Annotated in this window: 17 protein-coding genes; 13 read left to right on the forward strand and 4 right to left on the reverse strand. The window is 72.1% G+C overall.

Annotated elements, in window-relative coordinates:
* Positions 1-58: 58 nt before the first annotated feature.
* A complete protein-coding gene (locus R2E43_RS02075; protein ID WP_003971729.1) occupies positions 59-865 on the forward strand; it encodes a hypothetical protein in 807 nt (268 codons plus the stop codon).
* Positions 866-868: 3 nt separating this feature from the next.
* Here the strand turns inward: R2E43_RS02075 and R2E43_RS02080 are convergent, their stop codons facing one another.
* From R2E43_RS02080 to R2E43_RS02090, 3 genes are all read right to left on the reverse strand, one after another.
* On the reverse strand, positions 869-1,912 hold the full coding sequence (locus tag R2E43_RS02080) for an SDR family oxidoreductase (protein ID WP_332055844.1): 1,044 nt from the start codon (positions 1,910-1,912) through the stop codon (positions 869-871).
* Positions 1,909-3,711, reverse strand: a complete 1,803-nt coding sequence (locus R2E43_RS02085) for a thiamine pyrophosphate-requiring protein (RefSeq protein ID WP_003971731.1) — start codon at positions 3,709-3,711, stop codon at positions 1,909-1,911. The genes R2E43_RS02080 and R2E43_RS02085 overlap by 4 nt, the downstream gene beginning before the upstream one ends.
* Before the next feature lie 108 nt (positions 3,712-3,819).
* Positions 3,820-4,878, reverse strand: a complete 1,059-nt coding sequence (locus tag R2E43_RS02090; protein WP_003971732.1) for a LacI family DNA-binding transcriptional regulator — start codon at positions 4,876-4,878, stop codon at positions 3,820-3,822.
* A 192-nt stretch (positions 4,879-5,070) separates the two neighbouring features.
* Between R2E43_RS02090 and R2E43_RS02095 the strand changes: the two genes are divergently transcribed.
* From R2E43_RS02095 to R2E43_RS02125, 7 genes are all read left to right on the forward strand, one after another.
* On the forward strand, positions 5,071-5,997 hold the full coding sequence (locus tag R2E43_RS02095; RefSeq protein WP_003971733.1) for a carbohydrate ABC transporter permease: 927 nt from the start codon (positions 5,071-5,073) through the stop codon (positions 5,995-5,997).
* A gap of 7 nt (positions 5,998-6,004) precedes the next feature.
* Positions 6,005-6,955 (forward strand): carbohydrate ABC transporter permease, encoded by a 951-nt coding sequence (locus R2E43_RS02100; protein WP_011031642.1) that lies wholly within the window; start codon positions 6,005-6,007, stop codon positions 6,953-6,955.
* A gap of 73 nt (positions 6,956-7,028) precedes the next feature.
* On the forward strand, positions 7,029-8,384 hold the full coding sequence (locus R2E43_RS02105) for an ABC transporter substrate-binding protein (RefSeq protein ID WP_037897675.1): 1,356 nt from the start codon (positions 7,029-7,031) through the stop codon (positions 8,382-8,384).
* A 26-nt stretch (positions 8,385-8,410) separates the two neighbouring features.
* Positions 8,411-10,456: a beta-galactosidase gene (locus R2E43_RS02110; RefSeq protein WP_332055845.1), complete on the forward strand. Its 2,046-nt coding sequence runs from the start codon at positions 8,411-8,413 to the stop codon at positions 10,454-10,456.
* 127 nt (positions 10,457-10,583) lie between these two features.
* Entirely contained in the window at positions 10,584-12,647 is a 2,064-nt protein-coding gene (locus R2E43_RS02115) for a glycoside hydrolase (RefSeq protein WP_332055846.1), read from the forward strand.
* A 93-nt stretch (positions 12,648-12,740) separates the two neighbouring features.
* A complete protein-coding gene (locus R2E43_RS02120; protein ID WP_003971738.1) occupies positions 12,741-13,388 on the forward strand; it encodes a sugar O-acetyltransferase in 648 nt (215 codons plus the stop codon).
* Positions 13,389-13,500: 112 nt separating this feature from the next.
* Positions 13,501-14,292 carry an SAM-dependent methyltransferase gene (locus R2E43_RS02125; RefSeq protein ID WP_003971739.1) on the forward strand — a complete coding sequence of 264 codons (792 nt, stop codon included), beginning with the start codon at positions 13,501-13,503 and terminating at the stop codon, positions 14,290-14,292.
* 33 nt (positions 14,293-14,325) lie between these two features.
* Here the strand turns inward: R2E43_RS02125 and R2E43_RS02130 are convergent, their stop codons facing one another.
* Positions 14,326-14,511, reverse strand: coding sequence for a hypothetical protein (locus R2E43_RS02130; protein ID WP_003971740.1), 186 nt, complete (start codon positions 14,509-14,511; stop codon positions 14,326-14,328).
* A gap of 155 nt (positions 14,512-14,666) precedes the next feature.
* On the opposite strand from R2E43_RS02130, the gene R2E43_RS02135 reads away from it, so the two are divergent.
* The 5 genes from R2E43_RS02135 (at position 14,667) to cdtC (ending at position 20,560) form a co-directional block, all read left to right on the forward strand.
* The gene (locus R2E43_RS02135) at positions 14,667-15,839 is read left to right on the forward strand and encodes a spore photoproduct lyase family protein (protein ID WP_193485915.1); all 1,173 of its coding nucleotides are present in this window, start codon (positions 14,667-14,669) and stop codon (positions 15,837-15,839) included.
* A gap of 85 nt (positions 15,840-15,924) precedes the next feature.
* Positions 15,925-16,506 carry an MSMEG_1061 family FMN-dependent PPOX-type flavoprotein gene (locus tag R2E43_RS02140; RefSeq protein ID WP_003971742.1) on the forward strand — a complete coding sequence of 194 codons (582 nt, stop codon included), beginning with the start codon at positions 15,925-15,927 and terminating at the stop codon, positions 16,504-16,506.
* 103 nt (positions 16,507-16,609) lie between these two features.
* Entirely contained in the window at positions 16,610-17,488 is an 879-nt protein-coding gene (gene cdtA, locus R2E43_RS02145; RefSeq protein ID WP_003971743.1) for a siderophore ABC transporter ATP-binding protein CdtA, read from the forward strand.
* Positions 17,485-18,468: a siderophore ABC transporter substrate-binding protein CdtB gene (gene cdtB / locus R2E43_RS02150; protein ID WP_003971744.1), complete on the forward strand. Its 984-nt coding sequence runs from the start codon at positions 17,485-17,487 to the stop codon at positions 18,466-18,468. The genes cdtA and cdtB overlap by 4 nt, the downstream gene beginning before the upstream one ends.
* A gap of 7 nt (positions 18,469-18,475) precedes the next feature.
* On the forward strand, positions 18,476-20,560 hold the full coding sequence (gene cdtC, locus R2E43_RS02155) for a siderophore ABC transporter permease CdtC (RefSeq protein ID WP_332055847.1): 2,085 nt from the start codon (positions 18,476-18,478) through the stop codon (positions 20,558-20,560).
* The last annotated feature ends 95 nt before the right edge of the window (positions 20,561-20,655 follow it).

A 20,655-nucleotide genomic window follows, 5' to 3' on the forward strand; every position in this document is an offset into this window, starting at 1 on the left:
GGGCCGGGTCACTCAGTCTCCCGTCGCGAGCCATCGAAAGGACGCCCGAGGAGCACCCGTGAACCGGTTGTGGCGGCCGTTCCACCGTGTGTGGGACTGGCTGGCCGCGTCCTCCCTGGTCCGGCGCGGCCGGGACCTGGAGCTGATGCACAGGGCCATGGGCTTCGCCACCCTCGCCCTGGTCACGCTGGCACCGCTGCTGATCGTGGTGGCGGCGGCCGACCCGCTGGGGCGCGGGGGCTTCGCCTCGTGGCTGGCCGACGGCATGGGACTCTCCGGGCGGTCGGCCAAGGTGCTGACCGACATCATCAGTCCGCCGACCAAGGTCGTCGGCACGACGAGCGTGTGGGGCGGAATCCTGCTCGGCGTGTTCGGCGTGTCCTTCGCGGCGAGCGTCCAGAACGGCTACGAGCGCATCTGGGAACTGCCCGCCGGGCCGTGGCACCGGATCTGGCGCCAGATGACCTGGGTGATCATGCTGACCGCCTACCTCTACCAGGAGGTGCAGACGCGGACCGCGCTGCACGGTTCGGCGCGGATCGCGCTGTCGACCGCCAGCGGCATGCTGTTCTTCTGGTGGGGCCAGCACTTCCTGCTGGGCGGCCAGGTCCGCTGGCGCGACCTGCTGCCGGGAGCGTTCGCCACGATGGTGGGCCTGATCGGCCTGCGCGGCTTCTCGTACCTCTTCTTCACCCCGCTCATCCTCGACAACGCCTTCAGCTACGGCACGGTCGGCATCGTGCTGGTGGTGGAGTCCTGGCTGATCGGGGTCGGGTTCGTCGTCTTCGGCGGCGCGATGGTCGGGCACTGGTTCTGCGAGCACCACTGGTGGGCGCGGAACATCGACCGGAGACCGCCGGACTGACGGTCAGCCCGCGCGTCGGCGCAGGCTCCCGGCCAGGGTGGCGGCGACCGCCCCGGTCACGGCCGTGGCCAGGGCCAGCGGGCGGCGGTTGCGGGAGATCCAGAACTGGACGCTGCGCGGATGGGCCTCGTCGTCGAAGATGCCGTGTGCGCCGTAGTCGTCCGGTGCGGTGTCGTCCGGTGGCTTCCAGAGGTTGGCGGGCCGCGACGGATCGACGGGCCGGTCCGTCTGCTGCCCGTCGTAGCCGGTGCGCGCCAGATAGCGGTCGAGGAGTCCCGGGGCGAGCTTCTGGCCCAGCAGGGTGGCGACGGTGGAGCCGCCGACCCAGTACATGCGCCGCTCGGGATGGTCCGCGGCGTGCAGCACGGCCCGGGCGGCGACCTCGGGCTGGTAGACGGGTGCCACCGGGCGCGGATGGCGGGGCAGCCGGGTGAGGACCCAGCTGAACTGGGGCGTGTTGAGCCCGGGCATCTGCACCATGGTCACCCGCACCCCGCTGCGGTCGTGCAGCAGCTCGCAGCGCAGCGACTCGGTGAACCCCTGGATGGCGTGCTTGGCCCCGCAGTAGACGGCCTGGAGCGGGACGCTGCGCTCGGCCAGGGCCGAGCCGACCTGGACGATGGTGCCGCGGTCGCGCGGTGTCATGCGCCGCAGGGCGGCCTGGGTGCCGTGGACGAAGCCGAAGTAGGTCACCTCGGTGGCCCGCCTCAGCTCCTCGGGCCGGATCTCCGGCACGGGCGCGAAGACGGTCGAGAACGCGGCGTTCACCCATACGTCGATGGGGCCGAGTTCCTCCTCGACGCGGGAGGCCACCGCGTCCACGGCCTCCGCGTCGGCGACGTCCACGACCAGCGGCAGCGCGCGCCCGCCGGCCGCGCGTACCTCCTCGGCCGCACGTTCGAGTGCGTACTCGCCCCGCGCGATCAGGGCCACCGCGGCCCCGCGGGCGCCGAAGGCCAGGGCGGTGGCCCGGCCCACGCCGCCGGTCGCGCCGGTGACGACGACGACCTCGCTGCCGTTCGTCCCCCGGTGTCCGGCGCGGCTCACTTCTTGCCCCGGCCGGGGAGGTGCTCGGCGTACTCGGTGAGCTTCTGGCGTACGCCCTTGGTGGCGATCCCGGTCAGCTCCGGGTCGTGCAGCGCCGCCTTGATGGCCTTCTTGCCCTGGTCCTTCATGATGTGCGGCGGGATCGGCGCGATCTCCGCGTCGACCTTGAACTCCAGGACCACGGGCCGGTCGGCGGCGAGCGCCTCGTCCCAGGCGGAGCCAACCTTCTTGGGGTCGGCGCAGACGATGCCCTTGAGGCCGAGGAGTTCGGCGTAGGCGGCGTAGGGGACGTCGGGGATCTCCTGGGAGCCCGGGTACTTGGGGTCGCCGGCCATGGCGCGCTGCTCCCAGGTGACCTGGTTGAGGTCCTGGTTGTTGAAGACGCAGAAGATGAGCGGCGCCGACCCGGACAGACGGTCCAGATAGCGCTTGACGGTGATCATCTCGTTCATGCCGTTCATCTGGAACGCGCCGTCCCCGATGAAGGCGATCACCGGCCGATCGGGGTACGCGAACCGCGCCGCGATGGCGTACGGCGTCCCCGGGCCCATCGTGGCCAGGGTGCCGGAGAGCGAGGCCTGCATGCCGTCGCGCAGCAGGAGGTGCCGGGCCCACCAGTTGGTGCCCGAGCCGGAGTCGGCCGTCAGGATGACGTCGTCCGGCAGCCGCGGGGAGAGTTCGGCGGCGACGGCCTGGGGGTTGATGGTCTTGCCGAAGTGCTCGCCCGCCCAGCGGTCGCACAGGTCGTGCCACTCCCGGACGTCCTTCTCGATCTTCTCCCGCCAGCCGCGGTCCTCCTTGCGCTGGAGCATCGGGATCAGGGCGCGCAGGGTCTCCCTGGAGTCGCCGACGAGGTGGGCGTCCATGGGGTAGCGGATGCCGATCATGCGTCCGTCGATGTCGATCTCCACGCCCCGGGCCTGCCCCTCCTCCGGCAGCCACTCCGAGTATGGGAAGCTGCTGCCGACCATCAGCAGGGTGTCGCAGCCCTGGATCATGTTGTCGCTGGCCTTGCTGCCCAGCAGGCCGATGGGGCCGGTGACGTAGGGCAGGTCGTCGGGCAGGACCTGGCGGCCGAGCAGCGCCTTGGCGACTCCGGCGCCGAGCAGTTCGGCGACCTCCTTCACCTCGGCCTCCGCGTTCGCCGCGCCCTGGCCGACGAGCATGGCGACCTTGTTGCCCGCGTTGAGCACGTCGGCGGCCTTGCGCAGCTCGTCGAGGTCGGGCAGCACCCGCGGTCGGCTCCAGCCGACGCTGGAGAAGACGGACCCGTGCTCCCTGGGCGGGGAGGGCTGGGCCTCCTCCTCCTGGATGTCGTTGGGGATGATGATGGTGGCGACGCCCCGGGTGGTCAGCGCGGTCTTGAAGGCCCGGTCGATGACGTGCCGGGCCTGGCCGGGGTGCACGACCATCTGGCAGTACTCGGAGACGTCCGCGAACAGCTGGTCGAGGGCGATCTCCTGCTGGTAGTGGGTGCCCAGCGACAGCCGCTTCTGCTGGCCCACCACCGCCACGACCGGCTGGTGGTCGAGCTTGGCGTCGTACAGGCCGTTGAGGAGGTGCACGGCACCCGGTCCCGACGTGGCGACGCAACAGCCCACCTCGCCGGTGAACTTGGCGTGACCGCAGGCCATGAACGCCGCCATCTCCTCGTGCCTGGCCTGGACGAACTCCGGGTCGCCGTCGGCCCGGTCGAACGCGCCGAGCAGACCGTTGATGCCGTCGCCCGGATAGCCGTACACCCGCTGGACGCCCCACTCGGACAGGCGCTGGAGCACATAGTCGGCGACTTGGGTCATGGAGCTCTCCCGGACGTGGGGGGACGACGGTCGGCTTGTGGGGTTTCCCGCCCGGCCGCTCCCAAACCGGCCGTCCGTCCCCTTCGCCCGCTCCCGTCCCCCGACCGGCTACCCGGGCGGCGGCGCCGTGCTCGCCCGGGTCACCAGCCGGGTCGGCACCAGCGTCGTGCCCTGTTGCGGACCCACCGCGCGCATCTTGCGCAGCACGGCCCGCACGCACAGCCGCCCGACCTCGGCGAAGTCCTGGTGGACGGTGGTCAGCGGGGGCAGGAAGGAACCGGCCTCGGCGATGTCGTCGAAGCCGATGACGCTGACGTCCTCGGGCACGCGCCGGCCGCGTTCGTGCAGGGCGCGCAGCAGGCCGAGGGCCATCTGGTCGTTGGCCGCGAAGACGGCGGTGCAGTCCTCGCGGGCGGCGAGTTCCAGGCCGGCCCGGTAGCCGGACTCCGCCGACCAGTCGCCCCGGACGAGCGGCGGCGGGGTGCGGCCGGCCTCGGTGAGCGTGCGCCGCCAGGCGTCGGTGCGGCGCTGGGCGGCGAAGGAGCCCTCGGGGCCGCCGAGGTGCCACACCGTGTCGTGCCCGAGGTCCAGCAGGTGGCGCACGGCGGCGCGGCTGCCGCCGGCCTGGTCGGTGTCGACGACGGTGTAGGTGTCGCCGGCGTCGGAGTCGACCACGACGACCTGGACGTGCGGCGGCAGTTTGAGGGAGGCGGCGTCCAGGAGGTGGACCTCCATGATGACGATGACCGCGTCGACGGCCAGCTCCTCCAGCCGCGAGAACGCGCCGCGCACCTCGTCCTGGGTGGGGACGGCGACCGGCAGCAGCGTCACCGCGTACCCCTCGCTCGCCGCGGAGGTCGCGATGGCCTCCAGGGTGCGCACGTTGCCGGTGGTGGCCAGCGTGAAGGTGATGACCCCGATGGTGCGGAACTCGCCGCGCTTGAGCGCCCGGGCCGCGCTGTTGGGCCGGTAGCCCAGCTCCTTCATGGCCGCCAGCACCTGCTGCCGGGTCTCCTCGGTGACGCCCGCGTAGCCGTTGGAGACGCGGGAGACGGTCTGCGAGGAGACTCCGGCCAGCCGGGCCACGTCCGCCATGGAGGCCGTGCGGTCCCGGCCGCGCCGGGGTGGCGCGGGTGCGCTCGTCGGGACTTCCTCAGCCGTGCTCACTCGCCGTCAGCCGCCTCTCTGTCGCTGTCGGGTCCGGGTGCGCGAGGACCCTTGACCGTCGTCATCGGGGCAGTGTAGACATGCCGCCATCAGATGTTTACGTAAACATAACAGCTCGCCGCTCTTTCGCGGTGCGCCATGTTTACGTAAACATCAGACGAAGCTCCAGGACGTGGACGAGCGAGGAACGACATGACGACGCTGCAACCGCCGGCCGCCGCCGAGCCGCGGCCGGCCCCGCCCCCGGTGAGGCGGGACCGCCGCTCCTGGACGGGGTGGGGGTTCCTCGGCCCCTTCGTGGCCGTCTTCGCCCTGGTGTTCCTCGCGCCCATCGCGTACTCGGTCTACCTCAGTCTCTTCCGCGAACAGCTGATCGGCGGGACCACCTTCGTCGGCCTCGACAACTACGCCGAGGCGCTGAAGGACGACCGGTTCTGGGCCTCGCTCGGCCGGGTCTCGCTCTTCCTCGCCGTACAGGTGCCGATCATGCTCGGCATCGCGCTGCTCGTGGCCCTCGCGCTGGACAGCGGCCGCCTCTACGGCCGGGACTTCTTCCGCATCTCCATCTTCCTGCCGTACGCCGTGCCCGCCGTGGTGGCCACCCTGATGTGGGGCTTCATGTACGGCACCCGCTTCGGCCTGGTCGGGGACATCAACGGCGCGCTGGGCGTGTCGCTGCCCGACCCGCTCTCCCCCGACCTGGTGCTCGCCTCCATCGGCAACATCGTGACCTGGGAGTTCGTCGGCTACAACATGCTGATCTTCTACTCGGCACTGCGCGTCGTGCCGCACTCGCTGTACGAGGCGGCCCAGATCGACGGCGCCGGGCAGATCCGCGTGATCACCGCCATCAAGCTCCCGGCCATCCGCGGGGCCCTGGTGATCGCCACCATCTTCTCGATCATCGGCAGCTTCCAGCTCTTCAACGAGCCCAGCATCCTCCAGCCCCTGGCGCGCAACGCGATCACCACCGACTACACGCCGAACTACTACACGTACGCGCTGTCCTTCAACGGGCAGCAGCACAACTACTCCGCGACGGTCGCCATCGTCATGGGGCTGATCACCATGGTCGTCGCCTACGCCGTGCAGCTGCGCGGCATGCGCAAGGGAGTGTGAAGCAGCGATGACCAGCCCCGTCGCCACCGCCTCGGACCGTTCCGCGCCCCCGCCGTCCGACACCTCCCGCCCCGCCCCGCGGCTGCGTACGCCCCGGCGCCGGCACTCAGCCGACCGGCCCCGGCGCAGCGTGCTGCTGACCGTGCTCACCTCGCTCGTCCTGCTGTACAGCCTGGTTCCGCTGGTCTGGCTGGCCGTCAGCGCCACCAAGACGCAGGAGGGGCTGTCCCGTTCCGCCGGTCTCTGGTTCGACGGCGACTTCGCGCTGTGGGACAACATCACCGAGACGTTCACCTACGACGACGGCGTCTTCACCCGCTGGCTGCTCAACACCCTGCTGTACGTGGGGCTGGGCGCGGGCGGCGCCACCTTCCTCGCCGTGCTCGGCGGTTACGCGCTGGCCAAGTTCGACTTCCCGGGCCGGCGGTCCGTCTTCGCCGTCGTCATCGGCGCGGTGGCCGTGCCGGGGACGGCGCTGGCCGTGCCGACCTTCCTGATGTTCAGCAAGATGGGCCTCACCAACACCCCCTGGGCGGTGATCATCCCGTCCCTGATCTCGCCGTTCGGCCTCTATCTGATGTGGGTGTTCGCGACCGAGGCCATCCCGACCGAGCTGATGGAGGCCGCCCGCATCGACGGTGCGGGCGAGCTGCGCACCTTCTTCCGGGTCGCGCTGCCGCTGCTGGCGCCCGGCATCGTCACCGTCCTGCTGTTCACCATGGTCGCGACCTGGAACAACTACTTCCTGCCGCTGGTCATGCTCAAGGACCCCGACTGGTACCCGCTGACCCTCGGGCTCAACAGCTGGAACCAGCAGGCCGCGACCGCGGGCGGCGAGGCCGTCTTCAACCTCGTCGTCACCGGGTCGCTCATCACCATCCTGCCGCTGATCGCCGCGTTCCTGCTGCTCCAGAAGTACTGGCAGTCCGGTCTCGCCGCCGGAAGCGTCAAGGAGTAGCCCTCCCCCGACCCACAACCCCGCCAACCCTCAACGGTGCCGGTTCCGGCCACGAAGAAGTGGAAGCACACCCATGCCCACACACCTGACCAAGCACTCGCGCCGCCTCCTGCGCGGCACGGTCCTCGTCTGCGCCCTCGCCCTGGGGGCGACCGCCTGCGGCGACTCCGACGACGGGGGGTCGGGCCAGAAGGCCGTCTCCGAGGCGGACATACAGGCGGCCCTCAAGGAGGGCGGCACCATCACGGTGTGGGCCTGGGAGCCCACGCTCAAGCAGGTGGCCACCGACTTCGAGAAGGAGCACCCGGGCGTCAAGGTCGACCTGGTCAACGCGGGGACCAACAAGGACCAGTACACGGCGCTGCAGAACGCCATCTCGGCGAAGAAGGGCGTCCCGGACGTCGCGCAGATCGAGTACTACGCGATGGGCCAGTACGCCCTGACCAAGCAGCTCACCGACCTCAAGTCCTTCGGCGCCGACAAGCTCTCCGCCCAGTTCTCCCCCGGCCCGTGGAACGGGGTGAAGGCCGGTTCGGACGGCGTCTACGCGCTGCCGATGGACTCCGGTCCGATGGCGCTGTTCTACAACAAGAAGGTCTTCGACAAGTACGACATCAAGGTGCCCACCACCTGGGCCGAGTACCTGGACGCCGCCCGCGACCTGCACAAGGCCGACCCGAAGGCGTACATCACCGCCGACAACGGCGACGCCGGATTCGCCACCAGCATGCTCTGGCAGGCCGGCTCGCGCCCCTACACGGTCGACGGCACCAAGGTGAAGATCGACTTCTCCGACCAGGGCGCCAAGACGTTCACCGGCACCTGGCAGCAGCTCATCGACGAGAAGCTGCTCGCCTCGGTCCCCGCCTGGACCGACGAGTGGTACAAGGGCCTCGGTGACGGCAGTATCGCGACGCTGGCGACCGGTGCCTGGATGCCCGCCAACCTGGAGTCCGGCGCGAAGTCCGCCTCCGGCGACTGGCGCGTCGCCCCGATGCCCCAGTGGAAGGCGGGCGACAAGGTCAGCGCCGAGAACGGCGGCAGCGCGCTCGCCCTCCCGGAACTGGGCAAGAACGAGGCGCTGGCCTACGCCTTCGTCGAGTACGCGAACGCGGGTGACGGCGTGCAGACCCGGCTGAAGAACGGTGCCTTCCCGGCGACCACCGCCGACCTCCAGTCCACCAGGTTCCAGGACACGGCGTTCCCGTACTTCGGCGGCCAGAAGGCCAACAAGATCTTCGCCGAGTCGGCCGCGGACGTCCCCGACGACTGGTCGTACCTGCCCTACCAGGTCTACGCGAACTCCGTCTTCAACGACACCGTCGGCAAGGCCTACGTCTCCGGCACCACGCTGGCCGAGGGCCTGGAGTCCTGGCAGGAGGCCTCGGTCAAGTACGGCGAGGAGCAGGGCTTCACCGTCGAGAAGTAGCGCACGCCCCCACCGGAAGGACCGCCATGATCTCCACCCTCCACTCCCGCCTGCACCGCGGGGCGGACGGTGCGCCCGCCCCGCGTCTCGCCTACGGCGCCGACTACAACCCCGAGCAGTGGCCCCGGGAGGTGTGGGAGGAGGACGTACGGCTGATGCGGGAGGCCGGGGTCAACATCGTGTCGCTCGGCATCTTCTCCTGGGCCCGCATCCAGCCGGGCCCGGACACCTGGGACTTCGCCTGGCTCGACGAGGTGATGGACCTGCTGCACGAGCACGGGGTCGGCGTCGACCTGGCGACGGCCACCGCGTCCCCGCCGCCCTGGCTGACCACCGCGCACCCGGAGATCCTCCCGGTCACCGACCGGGGCGAGACGCTGTGGCCGGGAGCACGTCAGCACTGGCGCCCGACCTCGCCCGTCTTCCGGGAGCACGCCCTGCGCCTGGTGCGGAAGCTGGCCACCCGCTACGCCGACCACCCGGCGCTCGTCGCCTGGCACGTCAACAACGAGCTGGGCTGCCACAACGTCTACGACTACTCCGACGACGCCGCCCGCGCCTTCCGGGACTGGCTGCGCGCGCGGTACGGCACCACGGACGCCCTCAACCACGCCTGGGGCACGGCGTTCTGGTCGCAGCGCTACGGCGACTGGGCGGAGGTCCTGCCGCCCAGGCTCGCCGCCTCGCACCCGAACCCGACCCAGCAGCTGGACTTCAAGCGCTTCTCCTCGGACGCGCTCAAGGACCACCTGCGCGCGGAGCGGGACCTGCTGCGGGAGCTGACGCCGGACGTCCCGGTCACCACCAACTTCATGGTGATGCCCGGCACCAAGGGCATGAACTACGCGGACTGGGCCGGCGAGGTCGACTTCGTCGCCAACGACCACTACGTCGTCCCGCACCCCCAGGCCCGCGACGAGCTGTCGTTCTCGGCGAACCTCACCAGCGGCATCGCGGGCGGCCGCCCGTGGTTCCTGATGGAGCACTCCACCAGCGCGGTGAACTGGCAGCCGGTCAACCTGGCCAAACGGCCGGGCGAGATGGCCCGGGACTCGCTGACGCACGTGGCGCACGGCGCCGACGCGGTCTGCTTCTTCCAGTGGCGCCAGTCGGCGGCCGGCGCCGAGAAGTACCACTCGGCGATGGTCCCGCACGCCGGTGCGGACAGCGACCTGTTCCGCGCGGTCACCGCGCTCGGCGACACCCTGAAGACGCTCGCGCCGGTCGCCGGGAGCGAGCGGGAGCCCGCCGAGGTCGGCATCCTCTTCGACTGGGAGTCCCGGTGGGCCAGCGAGCAGGACTCGCACCCCACCTCGCTGCTCGACTACCACCAGGAGGCGCTCGACTGGTACTCGGCGCTGCTCTCCCTGGGCGTGCGCGCCGACGTCGTCACCACCGGCGCCGACCTGAGCCGCCACCGGGTGCTGATCGCGCCGGTGCTGCACCTGGTCCCGGCCGAACTGGCCAAGGACCTCACGCGCTACGCCGAGCAGGGCGGGCACCTGGTCACCACGTACTTCTCGGGCATCGTGGACGAGAACGACCACGTCTGGCTGGGCGGCTATCCGGGCGCGCTGCGAGACCTGCTCGGCATCCGCGTCGAGGAGTTCGGTCCGCTGCCCGCCGGGCAGAGCGTGGAGCTGGACGGCGCGGGCAGCGGAGACCTGTGGACCGACCAGATCACCGTGACCGCGCCGGAGACCGAGGTCCTGGCGCGCTACCGCACCGGCACCCATGCGGGCCACCCCGCCGTCACCCGGCGTCCGGCGGGCCGCGGCTCGGCCGCCTACGTCTCCACCCGGCTCGGCGCCGACGGGCTCGCCGCCCTGCTGCCGAGGCTGCTGGAGCCGGCCGGGGTGACCAGCGAGCTGCCCGCCTCGGTGCGGGGCCGGGTCGAGGCCACCGTGCGCCGGGGCGCCGGGGGACGGTTCCTGTTCCTGGTCAACCGGACCGACGAGGCCGTGACCGTCCCCGGGCTCACCGGAGACGTCCTGGTGGGCGACACCGGTGACGAGGGCGCCGTCGTCCTGGCGGGCCGGGGGGTCGCCGTCCTGCGCACGCCCACCCCCTAGGCACCCTCCCCGCACCATCCCATGCTCCCCGGAGCGGGCACGGCCCGCTCCGGGGCCGCCCCCCGCTGCCCCGGACCGGGCGGCGGGGGCCACCGCAGCGACCACACCTTTCCGTTGGGAGCACACGATGGCACGCCGTACCCGCAGCAGACGCCTCCTCGGCGCCGCGGTCCTGACCGCTCTGACCACCGGGGCCGCCCTGCTCGGCGTCCCCGCGCAGGCCGAACCGGCCGCCGCCCCCGCCTCCGTCACCGTGCGACCGGATCCCTCGTACCAGCAGGAGGAGTTCGAGGGCTGGGGCACCAGCCTGGTCTGGTTCGCCAACGCCACCGGCGACTACCCGCCCGAGATCCGCGAGAAGCTGGCCCGCCTGCTGTTCGGCGACGACGGCCTCGGTCTCAACATCGCCCGTTACAACATCGGCGGCGGCAACGCGCGGGACGTCAAGGACTACCTGCGGGCCGGCGGGGCGGTCGAGGGCTGGTGGCAGGCGCCCGAGGGCACCACGCGCGAGGACACCGACTGGTGGAGCGCCGACGACCCGGCCGACTGGAACGAGGACGCCGACGCCACCCAGCGCTGGTGGGTCGAGCGGATCAAGGACGACATCGACCACTGGGAGACGTTCAGCAACTCCCCGCCCTGGTTCATGACCGTCAGCGGTTACGTCTCCGGCGGCTTCGACTCCTCCGCCGACCAGCTGAAGCCCGAGTCGGTCGACGACTTCGCCGCCTACGTCGCCGGGGCGACCAGGCGGCTGGAGAAGGCCGAGGGCATCGAGGTCGACACCGTAGACCCCTTCAACGAGCCCAACACTCCTTACTGGGGTACACAACTCGGCGCGGACGGCGAACCCGTCGGCGGCCGGCAGGAGGGCGCCCACATGGGCCCCGAGCTGCAGCGCAAGGTGCTCCGGGCCCTCGCCCCCGCGCTGAGGAAGGCGAAGGTCAAGGCGGACGTCTCGGCCATGGACGAGACCAACCCGGGGACCTTCGCCAAGAACTGGAGCGCCTACTCCGCGGCCGACCGCGCCCTCGTCGGGCAGATGAACGTCCACACCTACGGCACCGGGCAGCGCACCACCGTGCGGGACCTCGCCAAGGCCGCGGACAAACCCCTGTGGATGAGCGAGGTGGGCGGCGACTGGGGCGACGGCCAGGACTTCGCGGACATGCGGCCCGGCCTCGGCCTCGCCCAGCAGATCGTCGACGACCTGCGGGAACTGGAGCCCCGCGCCTGGGTGTTCTGGCAGCCCGTCGAGGACTACGACAACATGAAGCCGGGCGGCGAGTCCGCGAAGGGCGGCAACTGGGGCAGCATCCAGCTCCCGTTCGACTGCACGGCCCAGGACACCCTGGAGACCTGCCCGATCCGGACCAACACCAAGTTCGACACCGCCCGCAACTTCACCCACTTCATCAAGCCCGGCGACCGGCTGATCCAGACGGACGACACCTCCAGCGCCGCCGCCGTCACCCGCGACGGCAAGGGCGCCTCGGTCGTCCACGTCAACCGCGGCACCGAGGCCCGCACGGTCACCCTCGACCTGTCCAAGTTCCGCGACGTGAGCCGCCGGGCCACTGTCACCCCGGTCGTGACCAGCGCCGACGGCAAGCTGGAGAAGCAGTCCCCGATCAGGGTGAGCGACCGCACGGCCACCTTCACCGTGCCCGCCCAGTCCGTCACCTCCTTCGCGATCAAGGGGGTCTCGGGCGTCGCGAAGGACGCCGCCGGGCTGCGCAAGGGCCACACCTACACGCTGACCGGCGTACAGAGCGGCAAGGCCGTCACCGTGGCCGCGGACGGCACGAACCTGGTCCTCGGCACCGGCACCGGCACCGGCACCGGCACCGGCACCGACGCGAGCGCCCGGCAGTGGCGGCTGAGCGCGGTGCGCCACGACGGCGGCGTGCGCGACCGCTACGTCTTCACCCGGCCCGAGGACGGCACGCGCCTCGCCGTGCGCGACGACGTCCCGGTGGCCGAGCCCGACACGGGCAGGCGGGACCGGGCCGCCGAGTGGCTCGCTTCAAGCACCGGCGACGGCACCTGGACCCTGGTCAACTCGGGCACCGGGCGCCTGCTCGAAGTGGGCGGCCAGGCGACCCACGACGGTGCCGCCGTCACGACCTGGCCGCCCAACTCCGGTGCCAACCAGCGCTGGACACTGACGGACGTGTCCGCCGGCTGAACCCCTCCCCGGTCGCCGGCACTCCCGTCCGCACGCCCACCGGCGCTGCGGACGGGAGCGCCGGCCCACCCCGTACGGACGCGAGGAGACCGCATGACCACCGACCCCCGTGAACGCGAGGTCCGCCGCAGGATGGCGGCCCGTGAGCTGTACTCGGACGGCGCCCCGGGGCTGGCGGCCCTGGCGGAGGAGCGGCTGCGCGGCAAGGAGCTGGCCGACGCCTACAACCGGACCGGCGCACGGGACGAGGAGGGCCGCCGGGCGCTCCTGAAGGAGATGCTCGCCGCACTCGGCACGGGGGTGTGGATCGAGCCGCCGCTGCACGTGGCCTACGGCAACCGGGTGCACCTGGGCGACGACGTGTACGCCAACTTCGGCCTCACCCTCGTCGACGACGTCGAGGTCTTCGTCGGCGACCGGGTGATGTTCGCCCCGCACGTGACGGTCAGCACCACCGGGCATCCGGTCCACCCGGACCTGCGCAGGGACGGCACCCAGTTCTCGGCGCCGGTGCGCATCGAGGACGACGTGTGGATCGGGGCCGGCGCCCTGATCATGCCCGGGGTGACCGTCGGCCGGGGTTCGGTGGTCGGCGCGGGCAGTGTGGTGACGGCCCACGTGCCGCCGATGACGGTCGTGGCCGGGACGCCGGCGCGGGTGCTGCGCGAGATCACCGACGCCGACCGCGAGTGGAGCTACCGTCCGCCCCGCACTCTGGGGCCCGGGCCGGGGCCGGGGTGACCGACCCGGGGATCGGAACTTGTGGCCCCCGTACGGCACATGGCACGGCGGCTCCGCAGTACGATGATCGAAAACTGCGGCGAGCGTCACCTCCCGGACCACGGAGCCTGCCATGACCACGGACCACACCCAGCCTCCCCAGATCGACACCGGCCGGGCCCACCCCGCGCGGGTCTACGACTGGCTGCTGGGCGGCAAGGACAACTACCCGGTCGACGAGGCGGTGGGCGAGACCCTGCCGCCCGAGGCGCGGGACGCGGCGCGGCAGAACCGCGCGTTCATGAACCGCGCGGTCGCACACCTCGCCGCGCGGGGCATCGACCAGTTCCTGGACATCGGCACGGGCATCCCGACCGAGCCGAACCTGCACCAGATCGTCCAGCGGACGGTGCCGGCGGCCCGGGTCGTCTACGCCGACAACGACCCGATCGTGCTGCGGCACGCGGAGGCCCTGCTGGTCAGCAGTCCCGAGGGGGCCACGGACTACATCCAGGCCGATGTCCGCGAGCCCGGGGAGATCGTGCGGCACGCCCGCGGGATCCTGGACTTCGACCGGCCGATCGCACTGTCGCTGATCGCCCTGATGCACTTCGTCCCCGACGACCAGGACGCCCACGGAATCGTCCGGGGTCTGGTCGAGACCCTCCCCGCGGGCAGCCACCTGGTCCTCTCGCACGCCGCGCTCGACCTCTTCCCCGAGCTGGCGGAGCAGGTGATCGCCCAGTACGCCAAGGGCGGCATCCGTCTCGGCTTCCGCACCCGGGCGGAGGTCGCCCGCTTCTTCGACGGTCTGGAACTGGTGCCGCCCGGCCTGGTCACGGCCACCGAGTGGTACGGCGAGGGCCTGGAGCCGCCCGCGCCCGAGGCGAGCGGCATCTACGCGGGCGTGGCGCGCATCCCCTGACGGGTGGCGAGGGCGCGGGTGCTCAGCGGGGGCTCAGCGGCGGCGCCCGCGCGGCGCCCAGCCGCTGCCGACACCGGCGACGTGCAGGGCCAGCAGGGCGAGACCGATGAGCATGACGTTGGTGGCGGTGAAGACGTCGTTGGTCGAGACCTCCGCCGCGTTGATCAGCCAGGCGATGAGGAACAGAACCGCCGCGATGATGGCGAGCACGGTGTACATCCCTTCGGATCGGCGGCGCCGGAGCGGCGCCGTGTCTCGCGTATGCCCCCGACGGGCCGCGTGACACGGCGGAGGGCACCGCGCGCTCCGTACAGTGGAGGAGCGGACCGCGGCGAAACCGCCCGGTCCCTCCCGCACCCCGCCCCGGAGCCCTCATGCACGACCCGTCCACCGCGCCGGACGACGGCTTCGGCACGCTGTTCGGCCTGGACGCCCTCACGCCCGGTCCGCCGCCCGTCGCCGGACCGCGCTTCCGGGACTCCGCGGCCGCCCGCCGGCTGCTGCCGGTGCGGGAGATCCACGCCGAGCCGGCGGCGGCCGCCTCCCCGCGCGGCCGGCAGATCCTCGCCCGGTTCCCGGACGCCCGGGTGGTCGAGGTGGACTCCCACTGGGGCATCCCGGGGCTGCACGGCAACGAGGGCAACGTCGAGCGCTGGGTGCGCGTGAAGGGCGAGACGCTCGTCCTGGGCGAGCGCAAGACGCTGGCCACCCGGCCCAACGGCCGCTCCGCGGACTGGATCGCGCCGGGCGCCTCCAACGGCTGCGCGATGGCCTGTGCCTACTGCTACGTGCCGCGCCGCAAGGGGTACGCCAACCCCGTCACCGTCTTCACCAACATCGAGCGGATCGTCGCCCACCTCGGCCGGCACATCGCCCGGCAGGGGCCCAAGCGCGAGCCGAACCAGTGCGACACCGAGGCCTGGGTCTACGACATCGGTGAGAACGGCGACTGCTCGGTGGACGCTCTGATCTGCGACAACACCGCGGACCTGGTGCGCGCCTTCCGGCAGTGGCCGACGGCCAAGGCCTCCTTCGCGACGAAGTTCGTCAATCCCGACCTGCTCGCCCTGGACCCGCGCGGCCGGACCCGGGTCCGCTTCTCCCTGATGCCGCCGGACGACTCCCGGCTGCTGGACGTGCGCACCTCGCCCGTCGCCGAGCGCATCGCCGCGGCCGGCGACTTCCTGGAGGCCGGTTACGAGGTGCACTTCAACCTCTCCCCCGTCGTGCTGCGGCCGGGCTGGGAGGAGGCCTGGGCCCAGTTGCTGCGGCAGCTCGACGACGTCCTGCCCGACCGGGTCAAGCGGCAGGCCGCCGCCGAGGTGATCATGCTGACCCACAACCTGGGCCTGCACGAGGTCAACCTGGGCTGGCACCCCCGCGCCGAGGAGGTGCTGTGGCGGCCGGAGGTCCAGCAGGCCAAGCGCTCGGAGAACGGTGCGCTCAACGTGCGCTACCGGGCGGACGTCAAGGCCGGAGCGGTGGCCCGGCTCCGGGCGCTGGTCGCCGCCCACGCGCCCTGGCTGCGGATCCGTTACGCCTTCTGAGCGCGGCCCCCGATATTGTTGCGTGTGCAACAACCGCCGGAGGCAGCGCTTCCGGCAGTTCCGCGAGCACACTTGGGAGCCGGCCTTGCCGCACACGACCGTCACGACCGGAGACCGGCCGGACGCCGCCACCGCCACCGCCACCGCCACCGAGGAGGGCTGGGTCGAACTCGACTCGCGCGCGCACCTGCGTGAGCTGCTGGGCGAACCCTGGCCCCTCGTCATCGACAAGGTGCACGACCGGCTCACGGACGACGACCGGGACATCCTGGCCCGCTCCCCCTTCTGCCTCCTGGCGACCTCCGACGCGGGCGGCAACTGCGACGTGTCGCCGCGCGGCGACGTACCCGGCTTCACCCACGTCCTCGACTCCCGCACCCTCGCCCTGCCGGACCGGGCGGGCAACCGACGCGGGGACAGCTTCCACAACGTCCTCGACAATCCGCACGCCGGTCTGCTCTACCTGATCCCCGGCGGCAAGGAGGTGCTCCGGGTCAACGGCCGGGCCCGCATCCTCACCGACGCCCCCTTCTTCGACGCGATGGCGCGCGGCGGACGGCGTCCGGACCTCGCCCTGCTCCTGGAGATCGACGAGATCTACCTCCACTGCCCGATGTCCCTGAACCGGGCAGGACTGTGGAACTCCGGTTCCGCGCAAGCGAGTTGAGTCCTTCGCCTCGCCGCCGCGACGGGGGGCGGGGCAGCGCCCGCGCAGCCCCTGTGACCCCCGCCTCTATCAGCACTTTTTAGGTTAGGCTAACCTTCACTGCGTGAGATCAGGTGAAGACGCAGCCGGTACCCCGCGCCTGCGCGGACACGAGCTTTCGGCCACGGGCGTGACCGTCGCGTACGACGGAGTCGATGTCGTGCACGACGCGGGGGTCAGGCTCAGGCCCGGCGAAGTGACCGTCCTGGTGGGCCCGAACGGCAGTGGGAAGTCGACGCTGCTGCGGACCGTCGCCCGGCTGCAGCGGGCCCGCAGTGCCACGCTCAGCCTGGACGGCGCCACCGACGGGCTGGCGCTGACGTCCCGTGAGTTCTCGCGGTACGTCGCCCTGCTGACGCAGGGCCGTCCGACGCCCGGCGGGCTGACCGTGCGGGACGTCGTCGAGTTCGGCCGCTACCCGTACCGGGGCCGCTGGGGACGGCCCGATCCGGACGGCCCCGCCGCCGTCGAGCGGGCGCTCGCGCTCACCGGCGTCGACGGCCTCGCCGACCGCGGCGCGGACCACCTCTCCGGCGGGCAGTTGCAGCGGGTGTGGCTCGCGAGCTGTCTCGCCCAGGAGACCGGCGTACTGCTCCTGGACGAACCCACGACCTACCTGGACCTGCGCTACCAGGTCGAACTCCTCGACCTGATCCGCGATCTGGCGGACGACCACGGCATCGCCGTCGGTGTCGTCCTGCACGACCTCGACCAGGCGGCGGCCGTCGCCGACCGGATCACGCTCCTCGAAGCGGGCCGGATCGTCGCCGACGGCCCGCCCGAGGACGTGCTGACGCCGGAGCGGCTCACCGCCGTCTACGGCATCCGGATCGACGTCGACACCGACCCCCTGACCGGCCGGCTGCGCACCCGCCCGATCGGCCGCCACCACATACGCACCCCCCGCACACGAACTCCCGAAAGGCTCGGCACCACCTCATGAGACGCCTCCTGCTCACCGCGGCCGCCACCACCGCCGCGGCGCTCACCCTGGCCGCCTGCGGCACCACCGAACCCGCCGCCGACAAGGCGGAGAAGAAGGCCTCCGAGGCGATCACGCTCAAGGACGGCAAGGGCACCGAGGTGAAGCTCGACGGGCCGGCCACCAAGGTCGTCGCCACCGAGTGGAACGTCGTCGAGAGCCTCGTCTCGCTCGGGGTGGACCCGGTCGGCGTCGCGGACGTCAAGGGCTACAAGACCTGGGACAGCGCCGTTCCGCTCAAGAACGAGCCCAAGGACATCGGCACCCGCGGCGAGCCGAGCATGGACACCGTCGCCTCCCTCGCCCCGGACCTCATCGTCGCCACCACGGACCTCGCCCCGGCCGCCGTGAAGCAGCTGCGCGAGGTCGCGCCGGTGATCGAGGTGAAGTCCGCCGACGGCACCGGCCAGATCGACCGGATGCTGGAGAACGTCGACCTCATCGCCGAGGCCACCGGCACCACGGACCGGGCGAAGTCGCTGCGCGAGGGCTTCGAGACCAAGGTCGCCGAGGGCAAGAAGGCCCTGGCCGACGCCGGGATGGCCGGCAAGGACATCGCCTTCGCGGACGGCTACGTCGCCTCCAACCAGGTCTCGATCCGCCCCTACACCGCGACCTCGCTCATCGGCGAGGTCAACGAGGCCGTCGGTCTGAAGAACGCCTGGACGGTGAAGGGCGACGAGGCCTACGGTCTCGGCGCCACCGACGTCGAGGGCCTGACCAAGCTCCCCGAGGACACCCAGTTCGCCTACATCGGCAACGACGACGACCCCAGCGCCACTCCCTTCACCGGTGAGCTGGCCAAGAACCCGGTGTGGAAGTCCCTGCCGTTCGTGAAGGCCGGGGACGTGCACCGCCTCGACGACGGCATCTGGATGTTCGGCGGTCCCGGGTCGATGGAGGCGTACATCGACGCCGTCGTCGGCGCGCTGACGAAGTAGCGGGGCCATGGCCGTCACCACGACCGAACCCGCCACCGAGCCCACCGCGGCCCGTCCGTCGACGGTCCCGTCGTCCCGGTCGGGCGCGGCCGCGGTGACGGCCGGAATCGTCCTGCTGGTCGCCGTCCTCGCCGTCGTCGACATCACCCAGGGCACCGCCGCCGTCGGACCCTCCGAGGTCTTCAAGGCCCTGACCAGGCGGGCGGACCCCGACGACGCGTCCGTCGTCGTCGCCTCCCGGCTGCCCCGGATGACCGCGGGGCTCCTGGTCGGCGCCGTGCTCGGCATGGCCGGCGCGGTGCTCCAGGCGGTCAGCCGCAACGTGCTGGCCTCGCCCGACACCCTCGCGGTGAACGCGGGTTCCTATCTGGCGCTCGGGCTGGCCGGCGCCACCGGCGTCTCGCTGCCGATGCTCGCCTCGTCCGGCATCGCCTTCGTGGGCGGCCTGGCGGCGGCGGCCGTCGTGCTCGGACTGTCCGGCCTCGGCACGGGCACCGTCCGGCTGGTGCTGGCCGGCACCGCGCTGATGCTGGGTCTGCACTCCATGACGCAGGCACTTCTGCTGCTCTTCCCGGAGCAGACGAAGGGCCTGTACGAGTGGAACCAGGGCAGCATCGCCCAGAACGGCTTCGACGGCGTCCTGCAGATGCTGCCGATCGCCCTGGCCGGCGTGGCCGGCCTGCTGCTGACGGCCCGCCGGGTGGACGCGCTGGCCCTCGGCGACGACGCGGCGCGCGGTCTCGGCGTCCCGGTGCGGGCGACCCGTCTCACGGTCGTCGTGCTCGCGGCGCTGCTCTCCGCCGCCGCGGTCACGCTCGCCGGACCGATCGGCTTCGTCGGCCTGTGCGCACCCGCCCTGGTGCGCCCGCTCGCCCGCCGCTTCCGCGGCTTCAGCCGCTCCCGTACGGCCATGCCCGCGGCGGCGCTCACCGGCGCGGCCCTGGTGCTCGGTTCGGACGTGCTGCTGCGGGCGTTGATCGCGGACGACCGCTCGGTGGCCGTGCCCACGGGCGTCGTCACGAGCCTGGTCGGCGCCGTGTTCCTGGTCACCATGGCGCTGCGCGTGCGGGACACCGCCGGGGCCGGGGCGCCGGACCGGCTGCGGATCCCGGGCCGGGCGGTGTTCCTGGCCACGGTCGCCGTCCTGGTCGTGGTCCTGGTCGGGCTCGTGATCGCCGCCGTGCTGGTGGGCGACACCAAGCTGCTGCTCGGCGACGTCGCCAACTGGGCCCAGGGCCGGGCCGGCCGGACCGTCTCCTTCGTGCTGGACACCCGGGTGCCGCGGGTGCTCGCCGCGCTGGGCGCGGGCGCGGCGCTCGCGCTGGCCGGCACGCTCGTGCAGGCCGTCACCCGCAACCCGCTCGCCGAACCGAACGTCCTCGGGGTGACCGGCGGCGGCGCCCTGGGTGCGGTGATCCTGGTGACCACCGTGCCGGCCGCCGGAACGTGGGGCGTGGCGGGAGCCGCGTTCGCGGGGTCCGCGGTCAGCGCCGTCCTCGTCTTCGGGCTCGCCGCGCGGGGCGGCTTCCGGCAGAACCGGCTGGTCCTCGTCGGCATCGGCGTGGCCTCCGGGACGGCGGCGCTGATCAGCCTGCTGATCGTGCTCACCGACCCGTTCAACGCCAACAAGGCGCTGACCTGGCTGTCGGGTTCGACCTACGGGCGGACCATGCCGGACGTGGTGCCGGTCGCGCTGGCGCTGCTGGTCGGCATCGGTGTCGCGGTCGCCCGGCGCACCGAGCTGGACCTGATCTCGCTGGACGAGGACACGCCGCGGCTGCTCGGCCTGCGGCTGGCACCCGGGCGCCTCGGCTTCCTGGTGCTGAGCGTCGTCCTCAGCGCGACCGCGGTGGCCTGCGCGGGCACCATCGGGTTCGTCGGGCTGGTGGCGCCGCACGCGGCCCGCGCCCTGGTGGGCCGTCGGCACGTGCGGGTGGTGCCGGTCGCGATCCTCCTCGGCGCCACGCTGGTCTGCGCCGCCGACCTCCTCGGCCGCACGGTCATCGCCCCGGCCCAGCTCGGCGCCGGGCTCATGACAGCGGTGATCGGGACGCCGTACTTCCTGTACCTGCTGGTACGGAGCCGTCGCTAGGTACGGCGGGGGAAGTGCCGGGCCGCGACCGGTCCGTCGGGCATCCGGCCCGGCTCTTGTTAGACGCGACGTCAAGTTACTGAACCGTAATGAGT

The sequence above is a fragment of the Streptomyces violaceoruber genome (genome assembly GCF_033406955.1).
Classification (GTDB): Bacteria; Actinomycetota; Actinomycetes; order Streptomycetales; family Streptomycetaceae; genus Streptomyces; species Streptomyces violaceoruber.

Coding starts and splice junctions, on each gene's coding strand:
- cdtC (WP_332055847.1), top strand. CDS start 18,476: ATGGCCGTCACCACGACCGAACCCGCCACCGAGCCCACCGCGGCCCGT.
- R2E43_RS02135 (WP_193485915.1), top strand. CDS start 14,667: ATGCACGACCCGTCCACCGCGCCGGACGACGGCTTCGGCACGCTGTTC.
- R2E43_RS02100 (WP_011031642.1), top strand. CDS start 6,005: ATGACCAGCCCCGTCGCCACCGCCTCGGACCGTTCCGCGCCCCCGCCG.
- R2E43_RS02130 (WP_003971740.1), bottom strand. CDS start 14,511: ATGTACACCGTGCTCGCCATCATCGCGGCGGTTCTGTTCCTCATCGCC.
- R2E43_RS02115 (WP_332055846.1), top strand. CDS start 10,584: ATGGCACGCCGTACCCGCAGCAGACGCCTCCTCGGCGCCGCGGTCCTG.
- cdtB (WP_003971744.1), top strand. CDS start 17,485: ATGAGACGCCTCCTGCTCACCGCGGCCGCCACCACCGCCGCGGCGCTC.
- R2E43_RS02110 (WP_332055845.1), top strand. CDS start 8,411: ATGATCTCCACCCTCCACTCCCGCCTGCACCGCGGGGCGGACGGTGCG.
- R2E43_RS02125 (WP_003971739.1), top strand. CDS start 13,501: ATGACCACGGACCACACCCAGCCTCCCCAGATCGACACCGGCCGGGCC.
- R2E43_RS02095 (WP_003971733.1), top strand. CDS start 5,071: ATGACGACGCTGCAACCGCCGGCCGCCGCCGAGCCGCGGCCGGCCCCG.
- R2E43_RS02105 (WP_037897675.1), top strand. CDS start 7,029: ATGCCCACACACCTGACCAAGCACTCGCGCCGCCTCCTGCGCGGCACG.
- R2E43_RS02085 (WP_003971731.1), bottom strand. CDS start 3,711: ATGACCCAAGTCGCCGACTATGTGCTCCAGCGCCTGTCCGAGTGGGGC.
- R2E43_RS02120 (WP_003971738.1), top strand. CDS start 12,741: ATGACCACCGACCCCCGTGAACGCGAGGTCCGCCGCAGGATGGCGGCC.